The 26,294-nt window shown below is 45.4% G+C and carries 22 protein-coding genes and 17 tRNA genes; 35 read left to right on the forward strand and 4 right to left on the reverse strand.

All coding sequences use genetic code 11. The features are described from left to right. Positions 1 to 4: 4 nt before the first annotated feature. From ACPUEK_RS09770 to mutT, 7 genes are all read left to right on the forward strand, one after another. Complete coding sequence (locus ACPUEK_RS09770; RefSeq protein WP_067214422.1) at positions 5 to 697, forward strand: cell division protein FtsQ/DivIB; 693 nt, start codon at positions 5 to 7, stop codon at positions 695 to 697. A 64-nt stretch (positions 698 to 761) separates the two neighbouring features. Next, positions 762 to 2,036, forward strand: a complete 1,275-nt coding sequence (gene ftsA, locus ACPUEK_RS09775) for a cell division protein FtsA (RefSeq protein WP_067214421.1) — start codon at positions 762 to 764, stop codon at positions 2,034 to 2,036. A gap of 43 nt (positions 2,037 to 2,079) precedes the next feature. Next, positions 2,080 to 3,342: a cell division protein FtsZ gene (gene ftsZ / locus ACPUEK_RS09780; RefSeq protein WP_425643027.1), complete on the forward strand. Its 1,263-nt coding sequence runs from the start codon at positions 2,080 to 2,082 to the stop codon at positions 3,340 to 3,342. Between the two features lie 110 nt (positions 3,343 to 3,452). Then, complete coding sequence (gene lpxC / locus ACPUEK_RS09785; RefSeq protein WP_067036965.1) at positions 3,453 to 4,367, forward strand: UDP-3-O-acyl-N-acetylglucosamine deacetylase; 915 nt, start codon at positions 3,453 to 3,455, stop codon at positions 4,365 to 4,367. A 131-nt stretch (positions 4,368 to 4,498) separates the two neighbouring features. Continuing rightward, positions 4,499 to 7,180: a preprotein translocase subunit SecA gene (gene secA / locus ACPUEK_RS09790; RefSeq protein WP_425640596.1), complete on the forward strand. Its 2,682-nt coding sequence runs from the start codon at positions 4,499 to 4,501 to the stop codon at positions 7,178 to 7,180. Between the two features lie 27 nt (positions 7,181 to 7,207). After that, positions 7,208 to 8,428 carry a bifunctional glutamate N-acetyltransferase/amino-acid acetyltransferase ArgJ gene (argJ, locus tag ACPUEK_RS09795; protein ID WP_425640597.1) on the forward strand — a complete coding sequence of 407 codons (1,221 nt, stop codon included), beginning with the start codon at positions 7,208 to 7,210 and terminating at the stop codon, positions 8,426 to 8,428. Then, the gene (gene mutT / locus ACPUEK_RS09800) at positions 8,428 to 8,811 is read left to right on the forward strand and encodes an 8-oxo-dGTP diphosphatase MutT (protein ID WP_425640598.1); all 384 of its coding nucleotides are present in this window, start codon (positions 8,428 to 8,430) and stop codon (positions 8,809 to 8,811) included. Before argJ ends, mutT begins: the two co-directional genes overlap by 1 nt. Positions 8,812 to 8,837: 26 nt before the next feature. Here the strand turns inward: mutT and ACPUEK_RS09805 are convergent, their stop codons facing one another. Beyond that, positions 8,838 to 9,635, reverse strand: coding sequence for a response regulator (locus ACPUEK_RS09805; RefSeq protein WP_067214414.1), 798 nt, complete (start codon positions 9,633 to 9,635; stop codon positions 8,838 to 8,840). 91 nt (positions 9,636 to 9,726) lie between these two features. Here ACPUEK_RS09805 and ppiC point away from each other — a divergent pair, with 91 nt between their 5' ends. From ppiC to ACPUEK_RS09825, 4 genes are all read left to right on the forward strand, one after another. After that, positions 9,727 to 10,005: a peptidylprolyl isomerase PpiC gene (gene ppiC / locus ACPUEK_RS09810; protein WP_067036975.1), complete on the forward strand. Its 279-nt coding sequence runs from the start codon at positions 9,727 to 9,729 to the stop codon at positions 10,003 to 10,005. Between the two features lie 19 nt (positions 10,006 to 10,024). Continuing rightward, entirely contained in the window at positions 10,025 to 10,450 is a 426-nt protein-coding gene (locus ACPUEK_RS09815; RefSeq protein ID WP_425640599.1) for a TIGR01244 family sulfur transferase, read from the forward strand. Positions 10,451 to 10,582: 132 nt separating this feature from the next. Then, positions 10,583 to 11,194, forward strand: coding sequence for a helix-turn-helix domain-containing protein (locus ACPUEK_RS09820; RefSeq protein WP_067036979.1), 612 nt, complete (start codon positions 10,583 to 10,585; stop codon positions 11,192 to 11,194). 52 nt (positions 11,195 to 11,246) lie between these two features. Next, a complete protein-coding gene (locus ACPUEK_RS09825) occupies positions 11,247 to 12,596 on the forward strand; it encodes a class II 3-deoxy-7-phosphoheptulonate synthase (RefSeq protein WP_067214411.1) in 1,350 nt (449 codons plus the stop codon). Between the two features lie 79 nt (positions 12,597 to 12,675). On the opposite strand, the gene ACPUEK_RS09830 is transcribed toward ACPUEK_RS09825, so the two are convergent. Both ACPUEK_RS09830 and ACPUEK_RS09835 read right to left on the reverse strand, forming a co-directional pair. Beyond that, positions 12,676 to 13,443, reverse strand: a complete 768-nt coding sequence (locus tag ACPUEK_RS09830) for a GIY-YIG nuclease family protein (RefSeq protein WP_067214410.1) — start codon at positions 13,441 to 13,443, stop codon at positions 12,676 to 12,678. Between the two features lie 99 nt (positions 13,444 to 13,542). Continuing rightward, complete coding sequence (locus ACPUEK_RS09835; RefSeq protein ID WP_067097582.1) at positions 13,543 to 14,169, reverse strand: O-methyltransferase; 627 nt, start codon at positions 14,167 to 14,169, stop codon at positions 13,543 to 13,545. Between the two features lie 246 nt (positions 14,170 to 14,415). On the opposite strand from ACPUEK_RS09835, the gene thrS reads away from it, so the two are divergent. The 20 genes from thrS (at position 14,416) to ACPUEK_RS09935 (ending at position 23,028) form a co-directional block, all read left to right on the forward strand. Next, positions 14,416 to 16,332 carry a threonine--tRNA ligase gene (gene thrS / locus ACPUEK_RS09840; RefSeq protein ID WP_425640600.1) on the forward strand — a complete coding sequence of 639 codons (1,917 nt, stop codon included), beginning with the start codon at positions 14,416 to 14,418 and terminating at the stop codon, positions 16,330 to 16,332. 29 nt (positions 16,333 to 16,361) lie between these two features. Then, positions 16,362 to 16,895 (forward strand): translation initiation factor IF-3, encoded by a 534-nt coding sequence (gene infC / locus ACPUEK_RS09845; RefSeq protein WP_067036989.1) that lies wholly within the window; start codon positions 16,362 to 16,364, stop codon positions 16,893 to 16,895. Positions 16,896 to 16,963: 68 nt separating this feature from the next. After that, positions 16,964 to 17,158: a 50S ribosomal protein L35 gene (rpmI, locus tag ACPUEK_RS09850; protein WP_067036991.1), complete on the forward strand. Its 195-nt coding sequence runs from the start codon at positions 16,964 to 16,966 to the stop codon at positions 17,156 to 17,158. Between the two features lie 42 nt (positions 17,159 to 17,200). After that, positions 17,201 to 17,557, forward strand: coding sequence for a 50S ribosomal protein L20 (gene rplT / locus ACPUEK_RS09855; protein ID WP_067036992.1), 357 nt, complete (start codon positions 17,201 to 17,203; stop codon positions 17,555 to 17,557). 111 nt (positions 17,558 to 17,668) lie between these two features. After that, positions 17,669 to 18,664 carry a phenylalanine--tRNA ligase subunit alpha gene (pheS, locus tag ACPUEK_RS09860; RefSeq protein ID WP_067214404.1) on the forward strand — a complete coding sequence of 332 codons (996 nt, stop codon included), beginning with the start codon at positions 17,669 to 17,671 and terminating at the stop codon, positions 18,662 to 18,664. A gap of 16 nt (positions 18,665 to 18,680) precedes the next feature. After that, on the forward strand, positions 18,681 to 21,065 hold the full coding sequence (gene pheT / locus ACPUEK_RS09865) for a phenylalanine--tRNA ligase subunit beta (protein ID WP_067214402.1): 2,385 nt from the start codon (positions 18,681 to 18,683) through the stop codon (positions 21,063 to 21,065). 5 nt (positions 21,066 to 21,070) lie between these two features. Further along, positions 21,071 to 21,367 carry an integration host factor subunit alpha gene (locus ACPUEK_RS09870; RefSeq protein ID WP_067036998.1) on the forward strand — a complete coding sequence of 99 codons (297 nt, stop codon included), beginning with the start codon at positions 21,071 to 21,073 and terminating at the stop codon, positions 21,365 to 21,367. 309 nt (positions 21,368 to 21,676) lie between these two features. Then, positions 21,677 to 21,753 (forward strand) — tRNA-Pro (locus ACPUEK_RS09875). A gap of 13 nt (positions 21,754 to 21,766) precedes the next feature. Continuing rightward, positions 21,767 to 21,842 (forward strand) — tRNA-Thr (locus tag ACPUEK_RS09880). A gap of 39 nt (positions 21,843 to 21,881) precedes the next feature. Then, positions 21,882 to 21,957, forward strand: a tRNA-Thr gene (locus ACPUEK_RS09885). Positions 21,958 to 21,979: 22 nt separating this feature from the next. After that, positions 21,980 to 22,055: transfer RNA gene (locus ACPUEK_RS09890), tRNA-Thr, on the forward strand. 27 nt (positions 22,056 to 22,082) lie between these two features. Then, positions 22,083 to 22,158: transfer RNA gene (locus tag ACPUEK_RS09895), tRNA-Thr, on the forward strand. Positions 22,159 to 22,185: 27 nt separating this feature from the next. Next, positions 22,186 to 22,261 (forward strand) — tRNA-Thr (locus ACPUEK_RS09900). 23 nt (positions 22,262 to 22,284) lie between these two features. Further along, a tRNA-Thr gene (locus ACPUEK_RS09905) sits at positions 22,285 to 22,360 on the forward strand. A gap of 22 nt (positions 22,361 to 22,382) precedes the next feature. Further along, positions 22,383 to 22,458: transfer RNA gene (locus tag ACPUEK_RS09910), tRNA-Thr, on the forward strand. Between the two features lie 16 nt (positions 22,459 to 22,474). Beyond that, positions 22,475 to 22,550, forward strand: a tRNA-Val gene (locus tag ACPUEK_RS09915). Between the two features lie 34 nt (positions 22,551 to 22,584). Continuing rightward, a tRNA-Asp gene (locus ACPUEK_RS09920) sits at positions 22,585 to 22,661 on the forward strand. A 57-nt stretch (positions 22,662 to 22,718) separates the two neighbouring features. Beyond that, positions 22,719 to 22,794, forward strand: a tRNA-Val gene (locus tag ACPUEK_RS09925). A 34-nt stretch (positions 22,795 to 22,828) separates the two neighbouring features. Continuing rightward, a tRNA-Asp gene (locus tag ACPUEK_RS09930) sits at positions 22,829 to 22,905 on the forward strand. A gap of 47 nt (positions 22,906 to 22,952) precedes the next feature. Then, a tRNA-Val gene (locus tag ACPUEK_RS09935) sits at positions 22,953 to 23,028 on the forward strand. A gap of 276 nt (positions 23,029 to 23,304) precedes the next feature. On the opposite strand, the gene ACPUEK_RS09940 is transcribed toward ACPUEK_RS09935, so the two are convergent. Next, positions 23,305 to 25,446 carry a TonB-dependent receptor gene (locus ACPUEK_RS09940; protein ID WP_425640601.1) on the reverse strand — a complete coding sequence of 714 codons (2,142 nt, stop codon included), beginning with the start codon at positions 25,444 to 25,446 and terminating at the stop codon, positions 23,305 to 23,307. Between the two features lie 356 nt (positions 25,447 to 25,802). Here ACPUEK_RS09940 and ACPUEK_RS09945 point away from each other — a divergent pair. The 4 genes from ACPUEK_RS09945 (at position 25,803) to ACPUEK_RS09960 (ending at position 26,246) form a co-directional block, all read left to right on the forward strand. Continuing rightward, a tRNA-Asp gene (locus tag ACPUEK_RS09945) sits at positions 25,803 to 25,879 on the forward strand. Between the two features lie 47 nt (positions 25,880 to 25,926). After that, positions 25,927 to 26,002: transfer RNA gene (locus ACPUEK_RS09950), tRNA-Val, on the forward strand. A gap of 34 nt (positions 26,003 to 26,036) precedes the next feature. Further along, a tRNA-Asp gene (locus ACPUEK_RS09955) sits at positions 26,037 to 26,113 on the forward strand. Positions 26,114 to 26,170: 57 nt separating this feature from the next. Next, positions 26,171 to 26,246 (forward strand) — tRNA-Val (locus ACPUEK_RS09960). The last annotated feature ends 48 nt before the right edge of the window (positions 26,247 to 26,294 follow it).

Here is a 26,294-nt window from a genome sequence, read left to right on the forward strand (position 1 = left end):
ACGAATGCGTACCGCAGCGTTAATAGGCGCGATACTGCTGATTATGTTTGCCTTGTTTCAAGATAATCCAGATCAGTTGGCTACGGATGCCCCTATGTTTGATATCCGAGAAATTGATGTGGTGGGGGATTTGCAGTATGCCGACCGAGCGGATTTGCAAAAAAGCTATAACAAGCTGTTGGGTCGAGGATTATTCGAAGAACCGATGGAGGCATTGCGCTACTTTGGCGCGCAGCCGGAATGGGTAGAATCGGCGAAGATTCGCCGCGTCTGGCCTCACACGTTACGCATTGAAGTGCGAGAGCACAGACCTGTTGCGTTATGGGGTGGGGGGAAAGTTATTACCGCCGATGGGAAAATTATTTCACCTAGAAATACCCCAGACTTGCCGTTAACACGATTGTCAGGTCCCGTTGATACGGAGGCAGCTGTTTTGGATCAGTTTACATTAATCAGCCAAATGCTGTCGACGACGTCTCTTAGGGTTGCGTCACTGCAGTTAGAAGACCGTGGAGCGTGGAATATTTCATTTTCTAACGGGGTGAGCGTAAAACTGGGTCGAGATGAAGTATTAGAGCGGTTGCAGCGGTTTGTAGCCGTGTATAAAAGTGATTTATCGGGTAGAATAGATCGAATTGCCTCGGTTGATGCTCGCTATCCTCATGGGGTAGCGGTTAATTGGAAACCCGAAGAGTAAAAGTTGGTCTGATTGTTGCTTTTTTGAGCAATGGTTTGTTGGTTGTAGGATAGCTGGGAATTATATGATTGTTGGATTAGACGTTGGCACTTCAAAAATCACCTGCGTAGTTGGGGAGAAAGGTGTTGACGGTGTCATGGAAGTGGTTGGTGTTGGTACCCATGTAGCCAAAGGCATGAAGCGTGGTGTCGTAATCAATATTGAGTCCACAGTGCAATCTATCCAGCGAGCTGTGGAAGAAGCCGAGTTGATGGCTGGCTGCAATATACACTCTGTTTATGTGAGTGTCGCAGGTAGCCACATACGCAGTCAAAATTCTCATGGCATCGTTGCAGTCAAAGAAGGCGAAGTACAAGTTGAAGATATTGAACGCGTGATTGATGCTGCGCAAGCAGTGCCGATTTCGTCGGATCAGCGTCTTCTGCATGTCTTGCCTCAAGAGTTTAATATTGACTCTCAAGAGGGTATTCGTGACCCGCTTGGCATGTCAGGTGTTAGGCTTGAAGCGAATGTACATTTGATATCAGGTGCGGCGAATGCCGTGATGAATGTCGAGAAGTGTATTCGTCGTTGTGGTTTAGAGGTTGATGGTGTTGTGCTTTCGCAACTGGCATCCAGTCAGGTGTGCTTAAGCGAAGACGAAAAAGACCTTGGTGTTTGTTTAGTGGATATTGGTGCGGGAACGTCTGATATTGCAGTGTGGCTTGATGGTGCCTTGCATCACACGGCAGTTGTGCCAGTGGCGGGTGATCAAGTAACTAACGATATTTCACAAGCGTTACGTACACCTACTTTACATGCAGATGCGATTAAAATTCGCTACGCTTGTGCGATGTCTAGTTTGGCTTCTGCTGATCAGCGCATAGAAGTGCCAAGTGTGGGGGATCGTAAACCGCGCTCTATTTCACGTCATGCGTTGGCGGAAGTTGTTGAGGCGCGTTACGAAGAGATTTACAAAATGGTGCTTGATGAGTTGAGTCGCAGTGGCTATGCCGAGCGGATTCCAGCAGGCATCGTGATTACAGGCGGTACATCCTTAATGGAGGGTGCGGAGGCGTTAGCAGAACATATTTTTGATATGCCTGTACGTATTGCTTCGCCGCATTCAGCAAAAGGTGTTGCTGAGATAATTGATAATCCGACTTATTCCACAAGTATAGGCTTGTTAGAATATGCGGGAGAAAGTGTGCAGACACCTGATTCGTCAGATTTGGCGTCTCAAATGAATGCACCTAAAAAGAAATTTCTGCCCGAAGTGGCGAGCGGTGAGGCCAAGCCTGCTTTCAGTCCAGCGAAGGCGTGGCACAAAGTAAAAGATTGGTTTCAAAGTTATATTTAGTCAGGAATGACAGCAGAATTATAGGAGCTTAAAGCCCATGTCCATGAACGTATTTGATCTAGCCGAAGAAAACTTGTCAGACAATGCTGTCATCAAAGTAGTTGGTGTTGGTGGTGGCGGCGGTAACGCTGTGAAACACATGCTAGAGAGTAATCTAGACGGTGTTGAATTTATTTGTGCAAATACTGATTCTAAAGCCCTTGTTGGCTTGGATTCAGGTATTACTTTGCAGCTTGGTACAACCGTAACGAAAGGGTTGGGCGCGGGTGCTAATCCAAGTATTGGTCGTGATTCTGCTCTTGAAGATCAAGAGAAAATTACTGAGCTTTTAACTGGCGCTGACATGGTGTTCATCACAGCAGGTATGGGTGGTGGTACTGGAACGGGCGCTGCACCGGTTATTGCAAAAGTGGCTCGCGAGCTTGGTATTTTAACGGTTGCTGTAGTGACTAAGCCATTCCCGTTTGAAGGTCGTCGTCGTGCTAAGGTTGCTGAGGAAGGTATTAAAGAACTACGTGACAACGTTGACTCTTTGATTACGGTGCCTAATGAGCGATTGTTGCCAGTACTAGGAAAAAATATTTCCCTACTGAAAGCCTTTGGTGAAGCAAACAATGTATTGCTGAACGCTGTTCAAGGTATTACTGACTTGATCATGCGTCCTGGTTTGATCAACGTCGACTTTGCGGACGTACAAACGGTGATGAAAGAAATGGGTATGGCGATGATGGGGTCTGGTTCCGCGACCGGTGAAGACCGTGCGCGTGTTGCCGCAGAAGCCGCTATTCATAATCCATTGTTAGAAGATATCAACCTTAAAGGTGCGCGTGGCGTGTTGGTTAACATTACCGCAAACGATGAAGTTGGCTTATCTGAGTTTACCGAAGTGGGTAATATCATTGAAGAGTACGCTTCTGAAGATGCGACTGTTGTAATTGGTTGTGCTATTGATCCAAGCGTTGGTGAAGAGATGCGTGTCACTGTTGTGGCGACAGGCTTAGAAGGCAAGGGATCTTCTGCTCAAATGCAGTCGGCAGTAGGTTCTTCAGTGTCTATGTCAACGACGGTGTCTGAGCCTGCTACACAATCTGCTCCGGTTCAGCCTGCGGCTGCTGAAGAGCGTGCGCAAGTGAATGTTGTGCCGCCAAAGCCTGAGCCGACTAAGCCTGCGGCAGATGCAAATGTGACTACGCCGACAGAAGCAAAGCTCAATGAGTCGGCTTCATCTACGTCAAGCTCTCAAAAAGCAGAAGATAAACTGTCCTACTTGGATATTCCGGCGTTTTTGCGTCGCCAAGCAGACTAGCAAAAATATTGCGCAAAAAATGCGCAGCTAAGTGCTTCTGAATTGTATAAAACGACACTTGTTGGTATGATTCCGGCAAATTTTAATTGTCATCATATTGTAGGAATATAATGGTACGTCAGCGCACCCTTAAAAACATTATTCGCGCTACCGGAGTGGGTTTACATTCGGGCGAAAAAGTATATCTAACGCTTAAACCAGCACCAGTTAACACTGGTATTGTTTTTGTGCGTACAGATTTAGAGCCACCTGTTGAAATTCTTGGTTCGGCTCAGTCTGTTGGCGCTACCAATTTCGCTACAGCGCTTCGTGACGGCGAAGTGACAGTCAGTACTGTCGAGCATTTATTGTCTGCGATGGCTGGCTTAGGTATTGATAACTGTTACGTTGAGCTTAGCTCAAGTGAAGTGCCTTTGATGGACGGTAGCGCAAGCCCGTTTGTCTTCTTGCTGCAATCTGCAGGTATTGAAGAACAGGAAGCGCCTAAGAAATTCATTCGTATTAAAAAAATGATTCGTGTTGATGATGGTGATAAGTATGCATCACTCGAACCTTTTAATGGTTTTCGCTTATCTTTCACGATTGATTTTCAACACCCAGCGATTGATGAAGAAGTTCAGTACACATCGGTTGATTTCTCAACAACGACATTTGTCAAAGAGATTTCACGTGCGCGCACATTTGGCTTTATGAAGGATATTGAATACTTTAAAGACAATAACCTAGCGCGCGGTGCGAACATGGAAAATGCGGTCGTGCTTGATGAATACCGTGTATTGAATGATGAAGGTCTTCGTTACCGTGATGAGCTTGTGCGTCATAAAGTACTTGATGCGATTGGTGATTTGTACTTACTTGGACACAGTGTCATTGGTGAATACAAAGCGTTTAAGTCTGGTCATGGTTTGAACAACAAACTGTTATTAGAGCTACTGCAAAACCAAGAGGCATGGGAATACGTGACGTTTGAAGAAGACGAAGCATTGAATCCTATTTCCTTTACGGAAGCGGCAGCAACTGCTTAGATATTGAACGAATCTTTAAAAAGCCAGACATATGTCTGGCTTTTTTCGTTATAAGGGATTGATAATCCATGTTTTGTCGCTATTTACCATGGTAGACTCTAAATCATTCCAATTCTAAGTTGTGTTGAAAAATGTTCGGAAAAGTCATTAAAAAAGTTATCGGTACTAAAAACGACCGTGAAGTAAAGCGCTATAAAAAAGTCGTCTCTCAGATCAATAAGTTAGAAGATGCTTATAAGCAATTGACCGATGATGATTTGATGGCCAAGTCTGCTATGTTTCGGGAGCGTCTGGCTAAGGGCGAGTCACTAGACTCTCTTTTGCCAGAAGCTTTTGCAACGGTTCGTGAAGCCAGTAATCGTGTCATGGGTATGCGTCATTTCGACGTGCAGATGATCGGTGGTATGGTGCTTCATGAAGGTCGAATCGCGGAGATGCGTACAGGTGAAGGTAAAACACTTGTCGCGACGTTAGCGGTTTATCTGAATGCATTATCAGGTAAAGGTGTTCATGTTGTAACGGTCAATGATTACCTTGCGCGACGTGATGCGAACTGGATGCGACCTCTTTATGAGTTTCTTGATATGAGTGTTGGCGTTGTTCATGCCGGCCAAGACCGTGAAGAAAAGCGCAGCGCTTATCAATCTGACATCACCTACGGCACGAATAACGAGTTTGGTTTCGACTACTTACGCGACAATATGGTTTTCCGTATGGAAGAACGTATGCAGCGTGATTTGTCTTTCGCTGTGGTCGATGAAGTGGACTCAATCTTAATTGATGAGGCACGTACACCATTAATTATTTCAGGTGCAGTAGAAGACAGCTCTGAACAGTATCGCAAAATCAATCTACTTGCTCCTTTGCTTGTTAAGCAAGAAGAAGAGGGCGAAGAAGACGGACATTACACTTACGATGAAGCTCAGCGAAATGTCGAGTTGACCGAAAATGGCCATCAGTTTGTTGAGTCGTGGTTGGTTGAGCAGGGCATGTTAGAAGAAGGCGATAGTCTTTATGCCGCAGGTAATTTGCAGCTTTTACATCATGTGTATGCGTGTATGCGAGCACATATTGTCTTCCAGAAGAACGTAGATTATGTGATTCAAGACGGTCAAGTTGTGATCGTTGATGAACATACTGGGCGTACGATGCAAGGTCGTCGGTGGTCTGAAGGTATTCATCAGGCGGTAGAAGCGAAAGAAGGTGTGACCATCCAAGCCGAAAGTCAAACACTGGCTTCTACAACGTTCCAGAATTATTTCCGTTTATACAGTAAGTTATCTGGTATGACCGGTACAGCGGATACGGAAGCGTTTGAATTTCAGCAAATCTATTCTTTGAGCGTCATTGTTATTCCAACCAATAATTCGGTGCAGCGTAAAGATTACAACGACTTAATCTTTATGACGACGAATGAAAAGTTCGAAGCAATTGTTAAAGATATTGGTGAGAACGTCGCGCAAGGCCGTCCTATTCTAGTTGGTACGGCGTCAATTGAGTATTCTGAATTGCTGTCAGGCTTTTTGGAGAAGCAAGGCGTAAAGCATAATGTATTGAACGCCAAGCAGCATGAGAGAGAAGCGGAAATTGTCGCAGAAGCTGGTCGTCCTGGTGCGGTAACAATCGCAACTAACATGGCGGGTCGTGGTACTGATATTGTATTGGGCGGCAATCTGCAGGTTGAATTATCAGACCTTGGTGAAGATGCGACTGATGCGCAAAAAGAGACGTTAAAAGCCGATTGGAAAGCGCGTAATGAAGCGGTATTAGCCGCTGGCGGTCTTCATATTATTGGTACCGAGCGTCATGAGTCACGTCGTATCGATAATCAGCTTCGAGGCCGTGCGGGTCGACAAGGTGACGTCGGTTCATCTCGTTTCTATCTGTCTCTTGAAGATAATCTAATGCGTATCTTTATGTCCGATCGAATCAAAAAAATGATGCAAGCATTGGGCATGGAGAAAGGTGAGGCGATTGAGCACAAAATGGTGTCCAACGCGATTGAAAAAGCGCAGCGCAAAGTTGAAGGTCGTAACTTCGATATTCGTAAGCAGTTATTAGAATACGATGATGTTGCGAACGATCAGCGCCAAGTTATTTATCAGCAGCGTTATGACATGATGGCTTCTGATGATCTGTCCGACGCAATTTCTTCTATGCGTGAAGATGTTTTGGCTGGATTAATTGATGAATACATTCCGCCGCAGAGTATCTTTGATCAATGGGATCTCGCAGGATTAGAAGATCGTATTCGCAATGAGTTTGGTTTGGAGTTGCCGATCCAGCAGTGGGTTGCTGAAGATAAGAAGCTTTACGAAGAGCCGCTGCGAGAGAAAATTCTTCAGGCGTTTATTGATGATTACGCTGCTAAAGAGCAGATTGCAGGCCCTGATAGCTTGCGTAACTTCGAGAAACAAGTCTTGCTTCAAGTGCTTGATACATTATGGAAAGAGCATTTGCAAACAATGGATATGTTGCGTCAGGGTATTCACTTGCGTGGTTATGCGCAGAAAAACCCGAAACAAGAATATAAGCGTGAAGCGTTTGAGTTGTTCCAAGGTTTATTGGAGCAAATTAAGTTTGATGTATTGCAAGTTGTGACGCGCGTTAAAGTGCAATCAGCAGAAGATGCTGAGAAAATCGAAGCAGCGCGTCGTGAGCAAGAGGTCAAAACCAAAGTGACAACTAACTTGGCTGACGCTGAGAGCGATTCTGCAGAAGCTGCAGGCGATGTGCCTCGCGTTGGGCGTAACGAGCCTTGTCCTTGTGGGTCAGGTAAGAAGTATAAGCAATGTCACGGTAGTTTAGTCTAGTTAATCAGTTTAGAGCGAGAGGCCAAAATGGCAGTTGGATTAGGATCTTTTCCAGTAATACCTTCGATTTCTGGTGTACGTTTTGCAGCTATGGAAGCAGGTGTTAAAAAAGCAAACAAAAAAGACGTAGTGGTTTTTGAGTTGGCTGAAGGTTCTGCAGTGGCAGGTGTATTCACTCAGAATCAATTTTGTGCTGCGCCAGTTCGAGTCTGTCGTGAGCATCTTGCTAAGGCTAAGCCTCGCTATTTGGTTATTAATACAGGTAATGCTAACGCCGGTACTGGTAAATCAGGATTGCAAGATGCTTTGCACACCTGTGAGACCCTAGCTAACTTGTCTGGGGTTGCATTAGAACAAGTGCTGCCTTTTTCAACCGGTGTTATTGGTGAACCGCTACCCGTCGATAAAATTACGAGTGTGTTGCCAAGTGCTTTGAAAAGCATGACGGCTGAAGACTGGTCTAGTGTCGGTTTGGGTATTATGACGACAGATACCTTACCAAAGGGCGCTTATCGTCAAGTTGAGATAGCAGGCCAAACTATCACGATAGGTGGTATATCTAAGGGTGCTGGCATGATTCGTCCTAATATGGCGACGATGCTTGGCTTCATCTTTACGGATGCTGCTGTTGATCAAATGGCACTACAGTCGTTGCTAAAGCAAACGACAGATCGGAGCTTTAATCGCATTACCATTGACAGTGATACGTCGACGAATGACTCGTGTATTGCGGTAGCTACAGGCGCTGCTCAAATGCCTGTTATTACCGATTTTTCCCAAGGCGATGGTGCGCTGTTTGCGGCGGCTTTTCTTGAGGTCATGCAAGAGCTTGCGCATGCGATCGTGCGTGACGGCGAGGGCGCTACTAAATTTGTAACTGTTGAAGTAAAAGGTGCTGAGCAGCAATCTGATGCTACTAAAACAGCGTTTGAGATAGCACATTCTCCATTGGTGAAAACGGCATTGTTTGCATCTGATCCTAACTGGGGTCGCATTCTAGCTGTAGTCGGTCGTGCGGGCGTTGAGAGCTTAAATGTCGATACAGTCTCGATCTTCATTAACGGTTGTGAAATTGTTCGTGAGGGTGGTCGATCGCCAGCTTATACTGAAGATGCAGGTCAAGCAGCTATGAATCCAGAAGAAATCCATATCGTTGTGGATCTGGGGGCGGGTGATCAAGCGGATACAGTTTGGACAACCGACTTCTCTCATGAGTACGTTACGATCAATGCTGAGTATCGTAGCTAATGGCCATTCGTGTTGCGGCTGGTATTATCGCCCGTGAAGATCAAGTGTTTATTGCTTTACGCTCAGACGATAAACATCAAGGTGGTTGCTGGGAGTTCCCTGGCGGTAAGGTTGAAGAGGGTGAAGACCCAGCAGAAGCGTTAGCTCGAGAGTTGATGGAAGAGTGCGGTATTGCAACGGATAAATCAGAGCTGTTTAAGTTTATTCGTCATGATTATGCTGATAAATCTGTCGAGTTATACTTCTACTTGGTAAGTGAGTTTTCTGGTGAGCCGCATGGCAAAGAAGGTCAGAAAGTTACTTGGGTTAATCGCTCAGATTTATCTGCTTATACTTTTCCAGAAGCCAATGTGCCGATCGTGGAAGCCTTGCTTAAAGTATAAAAAAACGGCCTTCTTAGGCCGTTTTTTTAATCTAAAATATTGTGTAGTAAGACCCTTAATGTTTCTGGCTCAAAGACTTTGTCGCATATAGCATCAACCCCTTCTTGGGTGATGTTTGCTAGCTGAGGTTGATCCGCATTAGAGGCAACCATTAAAATTGGGATATGTGAAAGGTGTTCCGTCATTCGAATAGTATGGGTGAATTCTATCCCGTCCATTTCAGGCATATTATAATCGGTGATCACTAAGTCGTAGCTTTCATCATTCATCAGCGTTATAGCATCTGCACCATTAGCTGCAACATCAATGTTAACGATCCCCATAGACTCTAAGACACGCGTAATGTGCTTTTGAGCTAAGCGGCTATCATCGACTAAGAGTACTTGCATTTCGTGTGGGTCAATCAGCTCTAAGTCAATCTCTTGCTCCATGCTTAGATCAAGTGTTGCGTTGATGGCGCGCTGTAAGTCTTTCATTTCAAAAGGCTTGGGTAATATTGCAATGACACCTGCTTGACGCAGTGTCTCTAATTGCTTGCGATTGCGCTCACTCGACACGAGCATGAAGTTGATGTGTTCTGTCTCTGGATTTTTTTTGATAAGCGTAATCAATGTTTCTGCCGTGCCATCTGGTAAATACATGGCCGAAATAATTAGATCTGGTTCATTTTCCTTAATCGCGTAAATTGCCGACTTCAACGAGTCGGCAAAATACAGGTGTCTCGCGCCTGCATCTTCAAGCGCTAGGCGAATGATTTTCTGTTGAGTGGAAGACGGTTCTACTAAGAGAATCGAAAGTTCTTCCGAAGATGGCATTAGCTCCATACTACCCTCTACTGCTAAAATAGTTATACTAAACGAATGTAACACAGCTTTTTGTATGTGTGTCTAAATTGAGAAAATAAAGAGGTTATAAATGGCAACAGCTAGTGCCTGCCATATTTTGGTGAAAACAAAACAAGAAGCCGAACAGCTTAAATCAAAGCTAGATCAGGGTGCTGATTTCCATCAATTGGCTAAGAAGTTTTCTACATGTCCATCTGGCAAAAAAGGTGGCGACTTGGGTGAATTTCGCAAAGGAGATATGGTGGCACCTTTTGATAAGGCTGTTTTCAGCGGGCCGCTATTGAAGGTACAGGGTCCTATTAAAACACAGTTTGGCTTTCATCTTATTAAAGTACTTTATCGCTCATAGTTTAAGGAAGTAGTTGTTCATGAATATTACTGAATTATCACCGCAGTACTTCGTGTCGCCGCAAATAGAAATTGCTGATCTTGAAGAGTTAAAGTCCCAAGGTTTTGTTGTGGTTGTGAATAACCGTCCAGACGGTGAGGCGGAGGATCAGCCTAGTAGTTCTGAAATTCAAGTTGCTGCAGAGCAAGCGGGCTTACGTTATGTCTACAATCCAGTTGATCTAAAGCAGCTGTCGAGTAAAGAAGTAGCCGTTCAGGATGAGCAGATAAAAGCAAACGATAAAGTCTTTGCATTTTGTCGTACTGGTACTCGATCATCGGTTTTGTGGGTGCTGGCTAAGCAAGAAGATGAAATGTCATTTGTGACATTAGTGGCGGATGTTATGAAGAAAGGTTTCGATTTAGGACGATGTCTGCCTGCAATGGAGCGCCTTAAGAAGCGCTAGGTACGATTGAATCTCAAAGGCCCGCTCTATTGCGGGCTTTTTTATGGATTTTAGTGTTAAGTTGGTCGAATATCGTATAGGTCAACGGAGTTTATTTTAGTAAACTTGTGAAGCGTAAAGGAGAAATTGCAGATGGTAAGTCGACCCTCGTTAGAAACTGCTACCGCTTCAGACCCAGATCAATTTGTAGAGCCGTTAGAGCTTGGTAAGCGAGTAAAAGAAATCCGCCTAACTAAAGGCTGGACGCTAGAAGAAGTAAGCAAGCGAACAGGTATTGCTCGATCTACATTATCTAAGATTGAGAATGATCAAGTGTCGCCAAGTTTTGCTATTGTGCAGAAGCTAATAGGTGGCTTAGGCATGGATTTGCCGCAACTGTTTGTTGAGACTCTAGAGCATTCTATTGCAGGTCGTCGAGATATTACTAAGGCAGGACAAGGGGAGCCGCACCCGACAGCGACTTATGAGCATGAGCTATTAAGTTTCTCCATAAGCCGCAAGAAAATGGTGCCTTTTAAAACTATTGTTCGTGCACGAAGCTTTTCTGAGTTTAAAGAGTGGGTGCGTCATGACGGTGAAGAGTTCTTGTTGGTGCTCTCAGGTAGCGTTGTCTTTTACTCAGAGTTTTATGAGCCAGTAGACCTTAATGAGGGTGATAGTGTGTATTACGATGCGGCCATGGGGCACATTGTAGTATCAAAGTCGGAAGATGATGCGCAAATATTGTGGGTTGTAGCTCGATAATATGTAGAGTGCAATACACGTTTAATATAAAAGATTATTAATAGAGGTTTTAATGGCTAACTCATGGAGTGTACAAAGCTGGCGCACTAAACAAGCGTTGCAGCAACCAGAATACCCAAATGCAGCTGCGCTGGCTGGCGTAGAGCAAACGTTGTCAACAATGCCACCGCTGGTGTTTGCTGGTGAAGCTCGACAATTACGCTCGGAGCTTGCTGAAGTAGGAAAAGGAAATGCCTTTTTGCTGCAGGGTGGTGATTGTGCTGAAAGCTTTGCTGAGTTTGCTGCGAACAATATTAGAGATACATTTAAGGTGCTACTGCAAATGGCAGTAGTGATGACGTACGCTGGTAAATGTCCTGTGGTTAAAGTAGGCCGAATGGCGGGGCAATTTGCCAAGCCGCGTTCTGCGGGGATGGAAAACATTGACGGTGTAGAGCTGCCAAGTTATCGCGGTGACATCATCAATGGTATTGACTTCACTGAAGGTGCGCGCGTACCGGATCCCGAGCGTTTGATTAAGGTGTATAATCAGAGCTCAGCAACAATGAACTTGTTGCGTGCGTTTTCTCAAGGTGGGTTTGCGGATCTTCATGAGGTTCATAAATGGAATCTTGATTTCATCAAAAACAGTCCTGCAGGTGAGCGTTACCAGAGCGTAGCGGATAAGATTGATGACGCGCTTCAGTTTATGGAGGCGTGTGGCATTGGAGCAGGTGCATCGCAACTACGTGAAACGTCATTTTATACGTCTCATGAGGCGCTGTTGTTGCCTTATGAAGAGGCTTTAACTCGCCAAGACAGTCTAACGGGTGGATGGTACGATTGTTCTGCACACATGTTATGGATTGGTGATCGTACGCGCCAAATTGACGGCGCGCATGTTGAGTTTTTGCGTGGTGTAAACAACCCTATTGGTGTGAAAGCTGGCCCGTCTATGGATTCAGAGGATCTGTTGCGCTTGTGTGACACTCTAAATCCGAACAATGAAGAAGGCCGTTTGAACGTAATTGTGCGCATGGGTGCCGATAAGGTGGCTGATGGCATGCCAAATTTAATTCGCGCGATTGAGCGAGAAGGTAAAAAAGTGGTGTGGAGCAGTGATCCGATGCACGGCAATACGATCAAGGCGAGCACTGGCTACAAAACACGTAAAGTCGATGATGTGCTGCGTGAAGTTCAGCAGTTCTTTGAAGTCCATAAATCTGAGGGGACTTATCCTGGTGGCGTGCATTTTGAAATGACTGGACAGAATGTGACAGAGTGTGTCGGCGGTGCTTTCCAGGTAACGGAAGCAGATTTAGCGAATCGTTACCATACGCATTGTGACCCGCGCCTTAATGCGGATCAGTCGCTTGAATTGGCGTTTATGATTGCTGATACGCTCAAAAAAGCACGCGCATAACAACTTGTTGTTTTGGAAATAAAAAAAGCCCCTTTGCAGAAGCTCTGCAAAGGGGCTTTTTAATGTTTCTGTGGGTCCGTTAGCCTTTTCGGCGACGGAAAGCAGAAGTCGCTGATTTAGCTGTCATGTCTAGTTTAGCCATGATAAGAGCCATTTCATCCGCTTGCTCTTGTTGCTGTTTGCGCAATTCTTCTGCACGTTCAGCTTTTGCTTGTTTCTCGGCTTCACGAAGCATTTTTTGAATGCTACTTGAGCTGCGAGTGGTGCCTTTTGGAGAGCTACTTGCTGCTGTACTTGGTGCAGCGCTACGCTTAATAGTAGAAGGCTTTGTTAGATCTTCGATCTCACCGTTTGCTGGTGTGTCTAAGCGATCTTCGCCAATAAGTTCACCAAAAAATGACGACGCTGTAGGCTTAGGTTCGTCTTTCTTAGGGAGCTCTACTTTAGGTAGGTCGGTCTTTTTTGCAGCAGCTTTGCGGCCGCCTGTTTTCTTAACGGGTTCCTTAGTGGAATTGCCGTTAGTGTCAAACATTGCTTTTTTGCCTAAATCTAACTGGCGACCTTTTACGGTTGTCTGTCCGATCTTGTAACCACGAAGGCTCTCAGCATTGTAGATCACAATGTAGTCTTGTTCTAGCTCGTATAGCTCTTCTTTATCGTTTGTCTCGAAAAGCTCTTCTACTGAAAATGCGTCTACGCCATGCGTACGGATCTCTTCATACAGTGGGTAATCTAGATCTTCGTTAGCGGCTTCGACATATTGCTCAAAGCGCTGAAATCCACTGTTGAAAGATGTACCAACATAGTGCTTTCCAGTGACATTATTTGTGATTTTAAAAACAACCAAAATCCCTGCCTCTTGAATTTCTTACAGTCAAATGCAAAAGCATAACCAACCTCGTCTATGAAGTAGACGATGTCTGGTGCTTGCAAAAATTAATGAGTATTAAAGTTTGATAACGAGATTTAAGCCGTCTCGTACGTGGAGGTGGACATTCTCCACTCTCGGATCCTTAGCGATACGCTGATTCATTTCATCCACTGCGATATCACTATTCTCTATGGGGGAGAGGACTCGTCCTTGCCAAATAGAGTTGTCAATTATGATTAGGCCACCGCTGCGAACGAGCGGCACAACAGCCTCATAATAGTTGAGATAGTTGCGTTTGTCGGCATCGATAAACACAAAATCTAAAGGCCCTTCTAGAGTTTGGATAGTGTCCAAAGCAGGGCCGAAAATGGGGGTGATCTTGCTCCCGAACGGGCTGCGATCAAAAAACGTTTGCGCAAACTCAATTGCGCGTGGGTTGGTTTCACAGCAAGTTAACTTGCCATCTTCAGGCATACCCTCAGCAATCGAGAGTGCTGAGTAGCCAGTAAACATCCCGATCTCTAGCGCATTTTTAGGTTGATGAATTTTCGCGAGCATTTTCAACGTTCGACCGATCGTGCGACCCGACAGTTTATTCGGGTAGCCCATGTCGGTATAAGTCTTCTCGACTAATTCCAACAAAAGGTCTGGCTCTGGTTGAGTTGTCTCAACACAGTAGTTGTCAATTGCTTCGTGATCCATAAGGCCTAAAGTATCTAGAGGGGTTGTTGTGAAACGAGCGCTATTTTAACGCGCTGACAGGGAAAGTCTATGGTAGAAAAGCATAAAAAAAGGTTGATTTTTGTGAATATCGGTGCGGATTTTGTAGAAACTAGGAAACTGCTATCGAGTGGTCGCAAAATGCTCTAATAAGTGGTAGTTTAATGGCCTTAAAATTTACATGTGCTCTTACGTATGGAGCACCACTGACTCCAAATAGGGGAAAAAATGCCAGTAATTACTTTACCAGATGGAAGCCAGCGTTCTTTTGCTGAGTCCGTTACTCTAATGCAAGTGGCCGAGAATATTGGTCCTGGTTTAGCTAAAGCTACCGTCGCAGGTAAAATCAACGGTCGTTTAGTTGATGCTTGTGAAGTTATCTCAGAAGACTCCGATGTGAGTTTAGTGACGGCACGTGATGAGGAAGGCCTTGAAATTATTCGCCACTCATTTGCCCATTTGGTAGGCCACGCTGTAAAACAGTTGTTTCCAACGGCTAAAATGGCCATTGGTCCTGTTATCAAAGAAGGCTTTTACTACGATATTGCTTATGAGCGTCCATTCACTCCAGATGATATGGCTGCAATTGAGAAACGCATCGGTGAGCTGATTAAGAAAGATTACGATGTGGTTAAGAAAGTGACACCTGTTGATCAGGCGCGCGCTCAATTTGTTGAGCGAGGTGAAGATTACAAAGTTCAGCTGATTGATGATATGGACGACTCTGTAGAAGAAGTTGGCTTATATCATCATGAAGAGTACATGGACATGTGTCGTGGCCCACACGTGCCAAACACTCGTGTGTTGCGTCATTTTAAATTGATGAAATTGGCCGGTGCATACTGGCGCGGTGATTCCAGTAATGAACAGCTTCAGCGTATATACGGTACGGCTTGGTCTGACAAAAAAGATCTGAAAGCGTACCTGACGCGTATTGAAGAAGCTGAAAAACGTGATCATCGCAAATTAGGCAAAAAACTGGATTTATTCCATGTTCAAGAAGAAGCGCCTGGCATGGTTTTCTGGCATCCTAAAGGCTGGAAGCTGTATCAAACTATTGAGCAGTACATGCGTCAGAAGCAGCTTGAAAACGGTTATCACGAGGTGAAAACACCTCAAATTGTTGACCGTGTATTGTGGGAAAAATCTGGTCATTGGGGTAAGTATCATGAAAACATGTTTACTACTCATTCAGAAAACCGCGACTACGCCGTAAAACCAATGAACTGTCCTTGTCACATTCAAGTGTACAACCAAGGGCTTAAGAGTTACCGCGACCTGCCGTTTCGTATGGCAGAGTTTGGCTCTTGTCACCGTAATGAACCTTCTGGTGCATTGCATGGCATTATGCGTGTGCGTAACTTTGTTCAAGATGATGGTCATATCTTTGTAACGGAAGATCAAATACAGGCAGAAGTGTCTGAATTTATTGAACTGTTACATGAAGTGTATGAAGATTTTGGTTTTGAACAAATTATTTATCGTTTATCAACGCGCCCTGAACAGCGAGTTGGTTCTGATGAGGTATGGGATAAGGCTGAGAAAGCATTATCAGATGCTCTGAACTCTGCTCAATTAGAGTGGGAAGAGCTGCCTGGTGAAGGTGCATTTTACGGCCCGAAAATTGAGTTCTCTTTGAAAGATGCTATTGGCCGTGTATGGCAATGTGGTACGATTCAGGTAGACTTCTCAATGCCAACACGTTTAGGTGCGCAATATGTATCGGAAGATGGCTCTCGCCAAACGCCTGTCATGCTTCACCGTGCAATTGTTGGTTCTTTAGAGCGCTTCATCGGTATTTTGATCGAGGAAACGGAAGGATCGTTCCCTGTTTGGCTTGCGCCAGAACAGGTGGTAGTAATGAATATTACCGATCGCCAAGCAGAATATTGTGCTGATTTAGAGAAAACTCTAAATTCTAAGGGCTTCCGTGCAAAACTTGACTTGAGAAACGAGAAGATCGGGTTTAAAATCCGCGAGCATACTCTGCAACGAGTGCCATACATGATCGTTGTCGGTGATAAAGAAGTCGAGAACCAGCAAGTTGCTGTTCGTACTCGTACCGGTGATGATCTTGGTGTGATGAGTGTTCAAGAATTTGAAGAATTGCTTCAAACAGAAATCTCACGCCGTAGTCGAAAATAAATAATGGAGATAGAGCTATAAAAGGTAATATGAATCGTGGACGTGCTAACGCCAAGCAGCGCCCTCAAATCAACGAAAACATTCGAGCTACCGAAGTGCGCCTTATCGGTGCCGATGGTGATCAAATTGGTGTTGTTTCGATTGAAGAAGCACTAGAAGCTGCACGTGCTGCAACGCTAGACCTAGTGCAGATTGCTGATTCAGATCCGATTGTTTGCAAAGTCATGGACTACGGTAAGCATATCTTTGAGCAAAAGAAAGCTAAGGCTGCTCAAAGAAAGAATGCGAAACAAATCCAAGTAAAAGAAATGAAATTCCGTCCAGGGACGGAGGAAGGGGATTATCAGGTAAAACTCCGCAACCTGATACGTTTCCTTGAAGGAGGGGATAAGGCTAAGGTTTCTTTACGTTACCGCGGCCGTGAAATGGCCCATCAGGAGCTTGGTATGCAACTTATGCATCGAGTCGCTAAAGACTTGGAAGAGCATGGTGTTGTAGAGCAAGCTGCGAAAATGGAAGGTCGTCAATTGACTATGGTGCTGGCCCCTAAAAAGAAGAAGTAATAAAAGCAGCTAAGTAATTAGCACTTGTTATTATATTTAACATTAACGAATGCGAGAGTGGTTTTACCATGCCAAAAATTAAATCTAACAGTAGCGCACTTAAGCGCTTCAAACGTACCGCAAACGGTTTTAAACATAAGCAGTCTTTCACTAGTCACATTTTGACTAAAAAGTCTACTAAGCGTAAGCGCCAGCTTCGTACAATGCAGCAAGTTAAATCTTGCGATAAGCCATTGATCGTTCGCATGCTTCCATACGCTTAATCGATATTTTCAGTCATTAACTAGTTAAAAAAGGTTTATATTATGCCTCGCGTAAAACGTGGTGTTCAGGCTCGTCGCCGTCACAAAAAGATTTTAAAGCAAGCTAAAGGTTACTACGGTGCTCGTAGCCGTGTGTTTCGTGTAGCGAAACAAGCGGTTATTAAAGCGGGTCAATATGCTTACCGTGACCGTCGTCAACGTAAACGTCAATTCCGTGCTCTATGGATTGCTCGTATTAACGCTGCGGCTCGTCTAAATGGTCTATCTTACAGCCGCTTCATTGCTGGCCTTAAGAAAGCGGCTATTGAAATTGACCGTAAAGTACTGGCTGACTTGGCTGTATACGAAAAAGAAGTTTTTGCTGCGATCGTTGAGAAAGCGAAAGCAAGCTTGGCTTAATTTCAGACGTAGTGCCTAGAGTGAATCAACACATTTTGTGTTCTCACTCAAGCAGTCTTTGATAGGGGAAGAGCCAACGCTCTTCCCCTATTTTATTTTTTGGAGTATGAAATGGAGAACCTAAACCAGATTCTTGCTGACGCTTTAACTGCGGTAGCTGCATCTGATAATGAGGCCAGCCTAGATGAAATTCGTGTTCAATATCTAGGTAAAAAAGGCGCTCTAACCGCGCTTCTAAAGCAACTGGGAAATGTTGCTCCAGAAGACCGTCCAAAATTCGGACAAATGGTAAACGAAGCAAAAGAGCAAGTTCAGGCAAAAATGAACGAGCGTAAGACGGCTCTCGCAGCAGCAGCTTTAAATGCAAAACTTGCTAACGAAACCATTGACGTGACCTTATCAGGTAAAGGTCAAGAAATTGGTGGTTTGCATCCAGTTACACGTACTATGGAGCGAATTGAAACATTCTTCCGTGGTATTGGTTTTGACGTCGCGTCAGGCCCTGAAATCGAAGATGATTACCATAACTTCGAGGCGCTAAACATTCCAGCGCATCATCCAGCTCGTGCGATGCAAGACACGTTCTACTTCAACCCAAATACGGTATTGCGTACGCACACATCCCCTGTGCAAGTTCGTACCATGGAAAATAATCAACCGCCTATTCGTATTATTTGTCCAGGTCGTGTTTACCGCAGTGATTCTGATCAAACTCACACGCCTATGTTTCATCAGGTAGAAGGTTTATTGATTGACGAGAATATTTCTTTCGCCGATTTGAAAGGTATCCTGCAGCAGTTCTTGAACGTGTTCTTTGAAGACGATCTTAAAGTACGTTTCCGTCCAAGTTACTTCCCGTTCACTGAGCCTTCGATTGAAGTGGATATTATGCGTACTAACAGTAAAGGCGAAGAGTCTTGGTTGGAAGTGCTGGGTTGTGGCATGGTGCATCCGAAAGTGCTAGAAATGTCTGGCATTGATTCAGAGAAGTACACTGGGTTTGCTTTTGGCATGGGCGTCGAACGTTTCGCGATGTTGCGTTACAAAGTAGATGACTTACGCATGTTCTTCGAAAACGATCTTCGTTTCCTAACGCAATTCAAGTAAGGACCAAGGGCTAACTATGAAATTCAGTGAAAATTGGCTAAGAGAGTGGGTCAATCCAGAGGTCACTACCGATGAGCTGGTTGCTCAAGTGACATTGGCTGGTCTAGAGGTAGACGAAGTTGAAGCCGCAGCAGGTGAGTTCACCGGCGTTGTTGTTGGTGAAATCGTTGCGACAGAACCACATCCCAATGCGGACAAGCTACAGGTGTGTACCGTTTCAGACGGTACTGAGCAATTCCAAGTAGTGTGTGGTGCGCCGAATGCTCGTCCGGGGATTAAAATTCCATTTGCAAAGATCGGCGCGGTTCTAGGTGCTGACTTCAAGATTAAAAAAGCGAAGCTGCGCCAAGTTGAATCGTTCGGTATGCTGTGTTCTGCGTCCGAGCTTCAAATCAGTGAAGAAAACGATGGCATCTTAGAGCTTTCTGTTGATGCACCAGTGGGCGTCGATATTCGCGAGTACCTAAACCTAAACGATAGCATTATTGACGTCGACTTAACGCCAAACCGTGCCGATTGTTTAAGTATTGCTGGTCTTGCTCGTGAAGTAGGGGTGATTAACAAAGTAGATGTGGTGCCTGTTGCTATTACAGAGCAGACAGTAAGCATTGATGATACTTTCCCGATTCGTGTAGAGGCTTCTGAAGGGTGTCCGCGCTATCTTGGTCGTGTCATTAAGGGCGTAAACGTAGCCGCTTCTACGCCCCTTTGGATGGTTGAGAAACTGCGTCGTAGTGGTGTTCGCTCAATAGACCCAATTGTAGACATTACTAATTACGTAATGCTTGAGCTGGGTCAGCCAATGCATGCCTTTGACTTGAATAACCTATCCGGTTCGATTGTTGTGCGGATGGCAGAAGAGGGCGAAAAATTGCTTCTTCTTGATGGTCAAGAAGTCGCGTTGCGTGCAGATACTATGGTTATCGCGGATGAGCAAAAAGCGTTAGCCATGGCTGGTATCATGGGTGGCGAGCACTCTGGTGTGAATGCTGGCACGCAAACTATATTCCTTGAAAGTGCTTTTTTCGCCCCGCTAGCTTTGGCAGGTAAAGCGCGCTCTTACGGTTTGCATACCGATTCCTCGCACCGTTTTGAGCGTGGTGTTGATGCGACGTTAGCCAGCAAGGCAATGGAGCGTGCGACGCAATTGATCCTTGAGATTACCGGTGGTGAAGTAGGCCCTATCAACGAGGTCGCTGCCCAAGCGTTTTTGCCGACTGCTAATAAAGTAACACTTCGTCGTAAGAAGCTAGATCAATATTTAGCGATGTCGTTAGATAAAGACTTAGTGACGGACATTCTGTCACGTCTAGGTCTAGATGTGACAGACGTTACGGATGAGCAATGGGTAACGGTTGCACCGTCTCATCGTTTTGATATCGAAATTGAAGCGGATTTGATTGAAGAAGTAGCGCGAATTTTTGGTTACGACAATCTGCCGTCATCAATGCCAACGGCGGCGGTGAACTTTACTGCAGCGACTGAAAGTAAAACTCCGATTCAGTCCTTGCGTGCAACGCTTGTATCTCAGGGCTACCAGGAAGCGGTTACGTACAGCTTTATTGATCCTGTTGCGAGTAAGCAATTTTTCCCTCACATAGATCCTGTGCCACTTGAAAACCCAATTTCTGGTGATATGGGTGTAATGCGTCCAAGTTTATTGCCTGGTTTGGTTAAAGTGTATTTACATAACCAAAACCGTCAGCAATCACGAGTGCGTATTTTCGAAACAGGAAGCCGTTTCGTGGGTGATGTCAACAAACTTGATGAATTGGATCAAACGCATCAAGTGGCAGGCCTAATTGCCGGTTCTCGCTACCCTGAAGGCTGGTACCACAACAGTGAAAAAGTAGACTTTTTTGATCTTAAGTCACATGTTGAAGCGTTGTTTGCTTTGAACCATGGGGCTAAGCCTGAGTTTGAGCGTGCTGACGAAGTGTACTTGCATCCTGGTCGTTCAGCTTACGTGTTGGTCAATGGTGAGCGTGTAGGGGTAATTGGTGAGTTGCATCCTCTGCTATCGAAGCAACTGGGTACTAACCAAGCTGTTTACGTGTTCGAGATAAATCTTGATGCCGTGTTGGGCGCTAAGCTTCCAGAGTATCAACGTGTCTCGAAATTCCCCGAAGTGCGTCGTGATCTTGCGTTGTTAGTAAAGCGTGAAACACCTGTCCAAGCGCTTGAGAAAGTGATTGCTGAGCATGCTGGTGAAGCCTTTAAGAAAGTCACTGTTTTCGATGTTTATCAAGGCCAAGGTATTGATGAGTCAGAAAAAAGTGTTGCTTTGGGGTTGACGTGGCAGCATCCATCACACACTCTTAGTGATGAAGAAGTAAACAGCGCAGTCGATTCTGTCACTGCAGCGCTTGCTGAAAAGCTTGGAGCGGTTATTCGGGGGTAAAGAGTATGGCGTCCTTGACGAAAGCAGATATAGCGGAAAACTTAGTAGACTCTCTAGACTTGAGCAAGAAAGATGCGAAAGACCTAGTGGAAAGTTTCTTTGATACGGTCAGAGAAACACTGGTAGAGAGGGAGCAGGTGAAATTGTCCGGTTTCGGTAATTTCGAAGTGCGCGAAAAAAGCCAGCGTCCAGGGCGCAACCCGAAAACTGGGGAAGAAATTCCTATCACAGCACGAACTGTTGTTACGTTCAAACCTGGGCAAAAGTTAAAGTCCAAGGTTGAGAGTTACATGCAAGAGTAACATTGTGAGTCTAAAAAGGCCGCTTTCGATTAGATTCGATGGCGGCCTTTTTTGTAGCTGAATATGCAATGTAAACATATACATAGAGCTTTAGAGTGGTTTTTAATGGAGTAGAGGCGGTTTTTTAGCTGCTGGTGTTGGCGAAAGCGACTGTATTCAAGGCTTTTCTTTATATATAAACAAGTTACATGTGCTGTTCGTTTTTGTGGATTTAAAAAAAATATTAAAAAAAAACAAAAACGTCTTCCCTTTTGAATTCGTTATAGTAATATACGCACCCGCTGACAGGGGCAGCGCTCTTGTTAGTTTCGGGGCGTAGCGCAGCCTGGTAGCGCACTAGCATGGGGTGTTAGTGGTCGCAGGTTCAAATCCTGCCGTCCCGACCAGAAACGATTTTTTGCCGCTATAGCTCAGTTGGTAGAGCACCTGACTTGTAATCAGGGGGTCCCGAGTTCGACTCTTGGTGGCGGCACCACATCTGATCTGGTTCGACAATTTGGTTAAGTATTTAAGAGCCGCTATAGCTCAGTTGGTAGAGCACCTGACTTGTAATCAGGGGGTCCCGAGTTCGACTCTTGGTGGCGGCACCATCTTAAATACTTGGCATTAAGTGCCGCTATAGCTCAGTTGGTAGAGCACCTGACTTGTAATCAGGGGGTCCCGAGTTCGACTCTTGGTGGCGGCACCATTTAAAATTTGATAGTAAAACGTTTTTGCCGCTATAGCTCAGTTGGTAGAGCACCTGACTTGTAATCAGGGGGTCCCGAGTTCGACTCTTGGTGGCGGCACCATCAAAATTTGATGTGAAAACGGTTTAAGCCGCTATAGCTCAGTTGGTAGAGCACCTGACTTGTAATCAGGGGGTCCCGAGTTCGACTCTTGGTGGCGGCACCATTAAATTTTAGTAAAACAGTTTCGCCGCTATAGCTCAGTTGGTAGAGCACCTGACTTGTAATCAGGGGGTCCCGAGTTCGACTCTTGGTGGCGGCACCATTAAATTGCTAGTGATATTTTTGCCGCTATAGCTCAGTTGGTAGAGCACCTGACTTGTAATCAGGGGGTCCCGAGTTCGACTCTTGGTGGCGGCACCATTACTAGAATTGCGATGGGTGTGTAGCTCAGTTGGGAGAGCGTCGCCCTTACAAGGCGAATGTCGGGAGTTCGAACCTCTCCACACCCACCACTTATAGAACAGTGGCTAAACAATCTATGACAACGGAGTGGTAGTTCAGTTGGTTAGAATACCTGCCTGTCACGCAGGGGGTCGCGGGTTCGAGTCCCGTCCATTCCGCCACTTACTTTCTTTAGTCTTAAAGAACAGTAAGTTGGTAAGCGTTACCATCATTGCGATGGGTGTGTAGCTCAGTTGGGAGAGCGTCGCCCTTACAAGGCGAATGTCGGGAGTTCGAACCTCTCCACACCCACCACTTATAGAACAGTGGTTAAACAATCTATGACAACGGAGTGGTAGTTCAGTTGGTTAGAATACCTGCCTGTCACGCAGGGGGTCGCGGGTTCGAGTCCCGTCCATTCCGCCACTTACTTTTAATGAGAAGTAAGTTGGTAGCAGTACCATCATTATGATGGGTGTGTAGCTCAGTTGGGAGAGCGTCGCCCTTACAAGGCGAATGTCGGGAGTTCGAACCTCTCCACACCCACCATCTCTATTCCTATCTTTGTTTCTCTTATTTCTTCAATATTTTAACCTGCTTAAGTGAACTGCGCTCACAGAGACTCATACCTATCGTACCAAGTAAAATCTATTCGTGTTTGAGGCGTCGCAGGCTGTGTTAGTGATTTCAGTATAAGCGCTCGGTTTATGCCTAGAGTAAATCATCTCCTTTAGATGGCTTGGCCACTACCCCTATTTAAGAAGCAGTGCCAAGCGGTGCATCTAGTCAGCGAGTTATAGTGTTAAGGCATGTATTGTTGCAAGCCTACCATTGATATTGATAGCTTGCTTTTACGGTTGTGCCTGCTGCGGCGATATGGCTAGTGTTGTTGCCATTGCGTAGTAGTTGGCTGTAGACCGTGTAGTAGTCTTCGTTGAGCAGGTTTTCAATGCCGAGACTAAGCGAATGTTTATCCATTTGATAGCGGGCGCTGTAGTCAACGGTGGTGTAGGCATCAACCTTGTTGCTACCAAAGCCGACTTGATCCTCAAATGCGTCGTCACGTGAGCCGCTGTAGTTTACTTGTAGGCGATGAAACCAATGATGACTAGGTGAGTATTCGCTGTAGGCATGGATTTGCAACGGCGCAATACGGTAGCCATTTAAGGCTTTCCAAGAGCCATCGTTTTCATCATAGCGCTCTCCTTTTGTCCACGCTAACAAACCACCCAAGGCCCAATTATCATTAAGCTGATGATCAAGTGTTAGCTCAAGGCCATAGATACGCTCCTCAGAGCGGGGCAGGGCTAAAGAAAAGTTCTGAATAGTCGTTTGCCCTAAATCTGACTCGTTGTAAAAGGCAGCAACACTAGTTTGTGTATGACCCCAATCATTGCGAACACCAATTTCATAATTATCTGTCTTAATGGGCTCCAAGTCAGAGCCTGCCATATCAAAATCAGCGGATGCATAACGCAGTCTCAGGCCGATATCTGGAAGGTCAAAGCCTTGTGAGAAGTTACCGTACAATTCAGTATTATCGTCTACAAAGTAAATTAATCCAGTGTTGAATAAGACATCATCATAGCTGATGTCGCCGCCTTGTACGGCGTTGCCCTGACCAAGCGTGGTAAAGTCATCGAATGAAGCGGATACGTACTCATAGCGTGCCCCGGCCTCCCAGCGTAGATCTTCCTGCAAATAACTCTCGAATTGCGCGAAGGTGCCGATATTATCTTGAGTGATCGGGGGCATAAACGTACGATCCCCCGTATCGACAAATATTCTTCCGTTGCTATTGTCGTAAGCAGCTCCATCGTAGGTTGTGACAGGCATTTCTGATTTTTCACGATTGAGATCAAGGCCCCAGCGTAGTTGACTGTCATCGCCGAGATCAGTATTGAACGTCAAGCGGCTGCCTATGCTCTCACTGTCGAGATATGACTGAGCTAAAGAATTCCAAGTGCCGAAAGCACGACCATCAAAGGGCGTAAAGCGCGCATGGTAATCACGGTAGTACACCTGAGCGTCTAAACTGCCAAGCGCCGTGTGTTCGGTTTGCCATGCAAGGTTAATCAGGCTGTTGCGAGTGCGATTTTGCTTATCTAGCTGTAAGCCGGGAAGGGCTTGTGCTTTGACGCTACCGGCAGGCAAATCAGTGACCGAAGGGTCTGATGCGTAGTCGGTGTCCTGCTCCGCATCAAAATGGTTGGCAGACAGGGTGAGTGAGCTATCATTCATTAGCCAGCGTGCTTTACCAGACAAACTTAAGCTGTCTGTATCGGATAAATCACCTTGGCTAGGTTCTGGTGCGACGCGATCGCCATCCGCATCATAAAACGCATTGCGAGCTTCCCATGCTATATTAACGTTGTAATCGAAATGATCATCACCGCCACCAGCATATTGTTCAGCTCGATAGCCTATGCCCTTGCTGTCTAGTTCCGTTAATGAGCTTGAGAGACCAATTGTGGTGGTCGTAGCGAATTCATTTTTGCGTGTAATGATATTGACGACACCACCCGCAGCACCGCTGCCATACACAGCACTGCCGCCGCGCAAGACTTCAATGCGCTCGATGTTAGCTACATCGATATTCATCAAGTCGCGGCTAACATTACGGTTAGTGTTTTGTGGAACGCCATCAATTAGAACGAGCATGCTTCGGCCACGAATGCTTTGGTTGAAGTTGGTCAAAGTTTGGCTGGCGGGGGCCATGCCAGGGACGTTTTTTGCTAATACCTCACTTAAATTGCGAGAGGTCTGAAACTGGCGTTCTAACTGCTTACGATCAATTACTGTAACGGAGTTTGCTAGTTCTTTAGCGTCCATGCCTTGACGGGTAGCCGTCACTTCAACAGGCTGCAATTTAATAGTGAATGGCTCTGTCTGCGCTAGCGCGGCGGTTGTGAGAGGGGTTAACGTCGCAACTAAGATTAATGAGTTAGCAGTTTTATTGGGATACATGGGTCCTTGAATCCTTTAAAGTAATTATTTTTGATTGTTTTAATGATTTTGGTAATCATTATCAACTGTGTTGTGGTGAGATGTAAAGCATTGCTTGTTGTTCGAGCGTTCCCAGCAAGTCAATTTTTAGAAGGGCTTTATAGAAATGATTGAGTTGACCTGTGTGCACAACGCAGCGAATCATGGCCGGTGGAGATGGGATCTAGCCGCGTATAGTTGGCTATAGTATTGACCTGATTAAATTTTCAACACCTTAAAAATAAAAGAATTATTTTAAAAAAATCGGTTGCGTTGCACATTAGTTTCCCTATAATACGCTCCATCTTACGGCGCAGACCTAGTTTGTGTTGAAGTTAGGAGTGGTAGTTCAGTTGGTTAGAATACCTGCCTGTCACGCAGGGGGTCGCGGGTTCGAGTCCCGTCCATTCCGCCACTTACTTTTAATGAGAAGTAAGTTGGTAGTAGTACCATCGTTATGATGGGTGTGTAGCTCAGTTGGGAGAGCGTCGCCCTTACAAGGCGAATGTCGGGAGTTCGAACCTCTCCACACCCACCACTTATAGAACAGTGGCTAAACAATCTATGACAACGGAGTGGTAGTTCAGTTGGTTAGAATACCTGCCTGTCACGCAGGGGGTCGCGGGTTCGAGTCCCGTCCATTCCGCCACTTACTTTTTTTAGCTTTAAAAAACAGTAAGTTAGCAAGCGTCACTATCATTGCGATGGGTGTGTAGCTCAGTTGGGAGAGCGTCGCCCTTACAAGGCGAATGTCGGGAGTTCGAACCTCTCCACACCCACCATTGTTCTGTGTTTATCGCATCTTAATATCTATCTCACTTCTGTTTTCT

This window comes from Marinomonas gallaica, from assembly GCF_049821165.1.
GTDB lineage: Bacteria > Pseudomonadota > Gammaproteobacteria > Pseudomonadales > Marinomonadaceae > Marinomonas > Marinomonas gallaica.

Excerpts from the sequence above, each read along its gene's own strand:
- ACPUEK_RS09770 (WP_067214422.1), top strand. The coding sequence starts at position 5 with ATGCGTACCGCAGCGTTAATAGGCGCGATACTGCTGATTATGTTTGCC.
- ftsA (WP_067214421.1), top strand. The coding sequence starts at position 762 with ATGATTGTTGGATTAGACGTTGGCACTTCAAAAATCACCTGCGTAGTT.
- ftsZ (WP_425643027.1), top strand. The coding sequence starts at position 2,080 with ATGAACGTATTTGATCTAGCCGAAGAAAACTTGTCAGACAATGCTGTC.
- lpxC (WP_067036965.1), top strand. The coding sequence starts at position 3,453 with ATGGTACGTCAGCGCACCCTTAAAAACATTATTCGCGCTACCGGAGTG.
- secA (WP_425640596.1), top strand. The coding sequence starts at position 4,499 with ATGTTCGGAAAAGTCATTAAAAAAGTTATCGGTACTAAAAACGACCGT.
- argJ (WP_425640597.1), top strand. The coding sequence starts at position 7,208 with ATGGCAGTTGGATTAGGATCTTTTCCAGTAATACCTTCGATTTCTGGT.
- mutT (WP_425640598.1), top strand. The coding sequence starts at position 8,428 with ATGGCCATTCGTGTTGCGGCTGGTATTATCGCCCGTGAAGATCAAGTG.
- ACPUEK_RS09805 (WP_067214414.1), bottom strand. The coding sequence starts at position 9,635 with ATGGAGCTAATGCCATCTTCGGAAGAACTTTCGATTCTCTTAGTAGAA.
- ppiC (WP_067036975.1), top strand. The coding sequence starts at position 9,727 with ATGGCAACAGCTAGTGCCTGCCATATTTTGGTGAAAACAAAACAAGAA.
- ACPUEK_RS09815 (WP_425640599.1), top strand. The coding sequence starts at position 10,025 with ATGAATATTACTGAATTATCACCGCAGTACTTCGTGTCGCCGCAAATA.
- ACPUEK_RS09820 (WP_067036979.1), top strand. The coding sequence starts at position 10,583 with ATGGTAAGTCGACCCTCGTTAGAAACTGCTACCGCTTCAGACCCAGAT.
- ACPUEK_RS09825 (WP_067214411.1), top strand. The coding sequence starts at position 11,247 with ATGGCTAACTCATGGAGTGTACAAAGCTGGCGCACTAAACAAGCGTTG.
- ACPUEK_RS09835 (WP_067097582.1), bottom strand. The coding sequence starts at position 14,169 with ATGGATCACGAAGCAATTGACAACTACTGTGTTGAGACAACTCAACCA.
- thrS (WP_425640600.1), top strand. The coding sequence starts at position 14,416 with ATGCCAGTAATTACTTTACCAGATGGAAGCCAGCGTTCTTTTGCTGAG.
- infC (WP_067036989.1), top strand. The coding sequence starts at position 16,362 with ATGAATCGTGGACGTGCTAACGCCAAGCAGCGCCCTCAAATCAACGAA.
- rpmI (WP_067036991.1), top strand. The coding sequence starts at position 16,964 with ATGCCAAAAATTAAATCTAACAGTAGCGCACTTAAGCGCTTCAAACGT.
- rplT (WP_067036992.1), top strand. The coding sequence starts at position 17,201 with ATGCCTCGCGTAAAACGTGGTGTTCAGGCTCGTCGCCGTCACAAAAAG.
- pheS (WP_067214404.1), top strand. The coding sequence starts at position 17,669 with ATGGAGAACCTAAACCAGATTCTTGCTGACGCTTTAACTGCGGTAGCT.
- pheT (WP_067214402.1), top strand. The coding sequence starts at position 18,681 with ATGAAATTCAGTGAAAATTGGCTAAGAGAGTGGGTCAATCCAGAGGTC.
- ACPUEK_RS09870 (WP_067036998.1), top strand. The coding sequence starts at position 21,071 with ATGGCGTCCTTGACGAAAGCAGATATAGCGGAAAACTTAGTAGACTCT.
- ACPUEK_RS09940 (WP_425640601.1), bottom strand. The coding sequence starts at position 25,446 with ATGTATCCCAATAAAACTGCTAACTCATTAATCTTAGTTGCGACGTTA.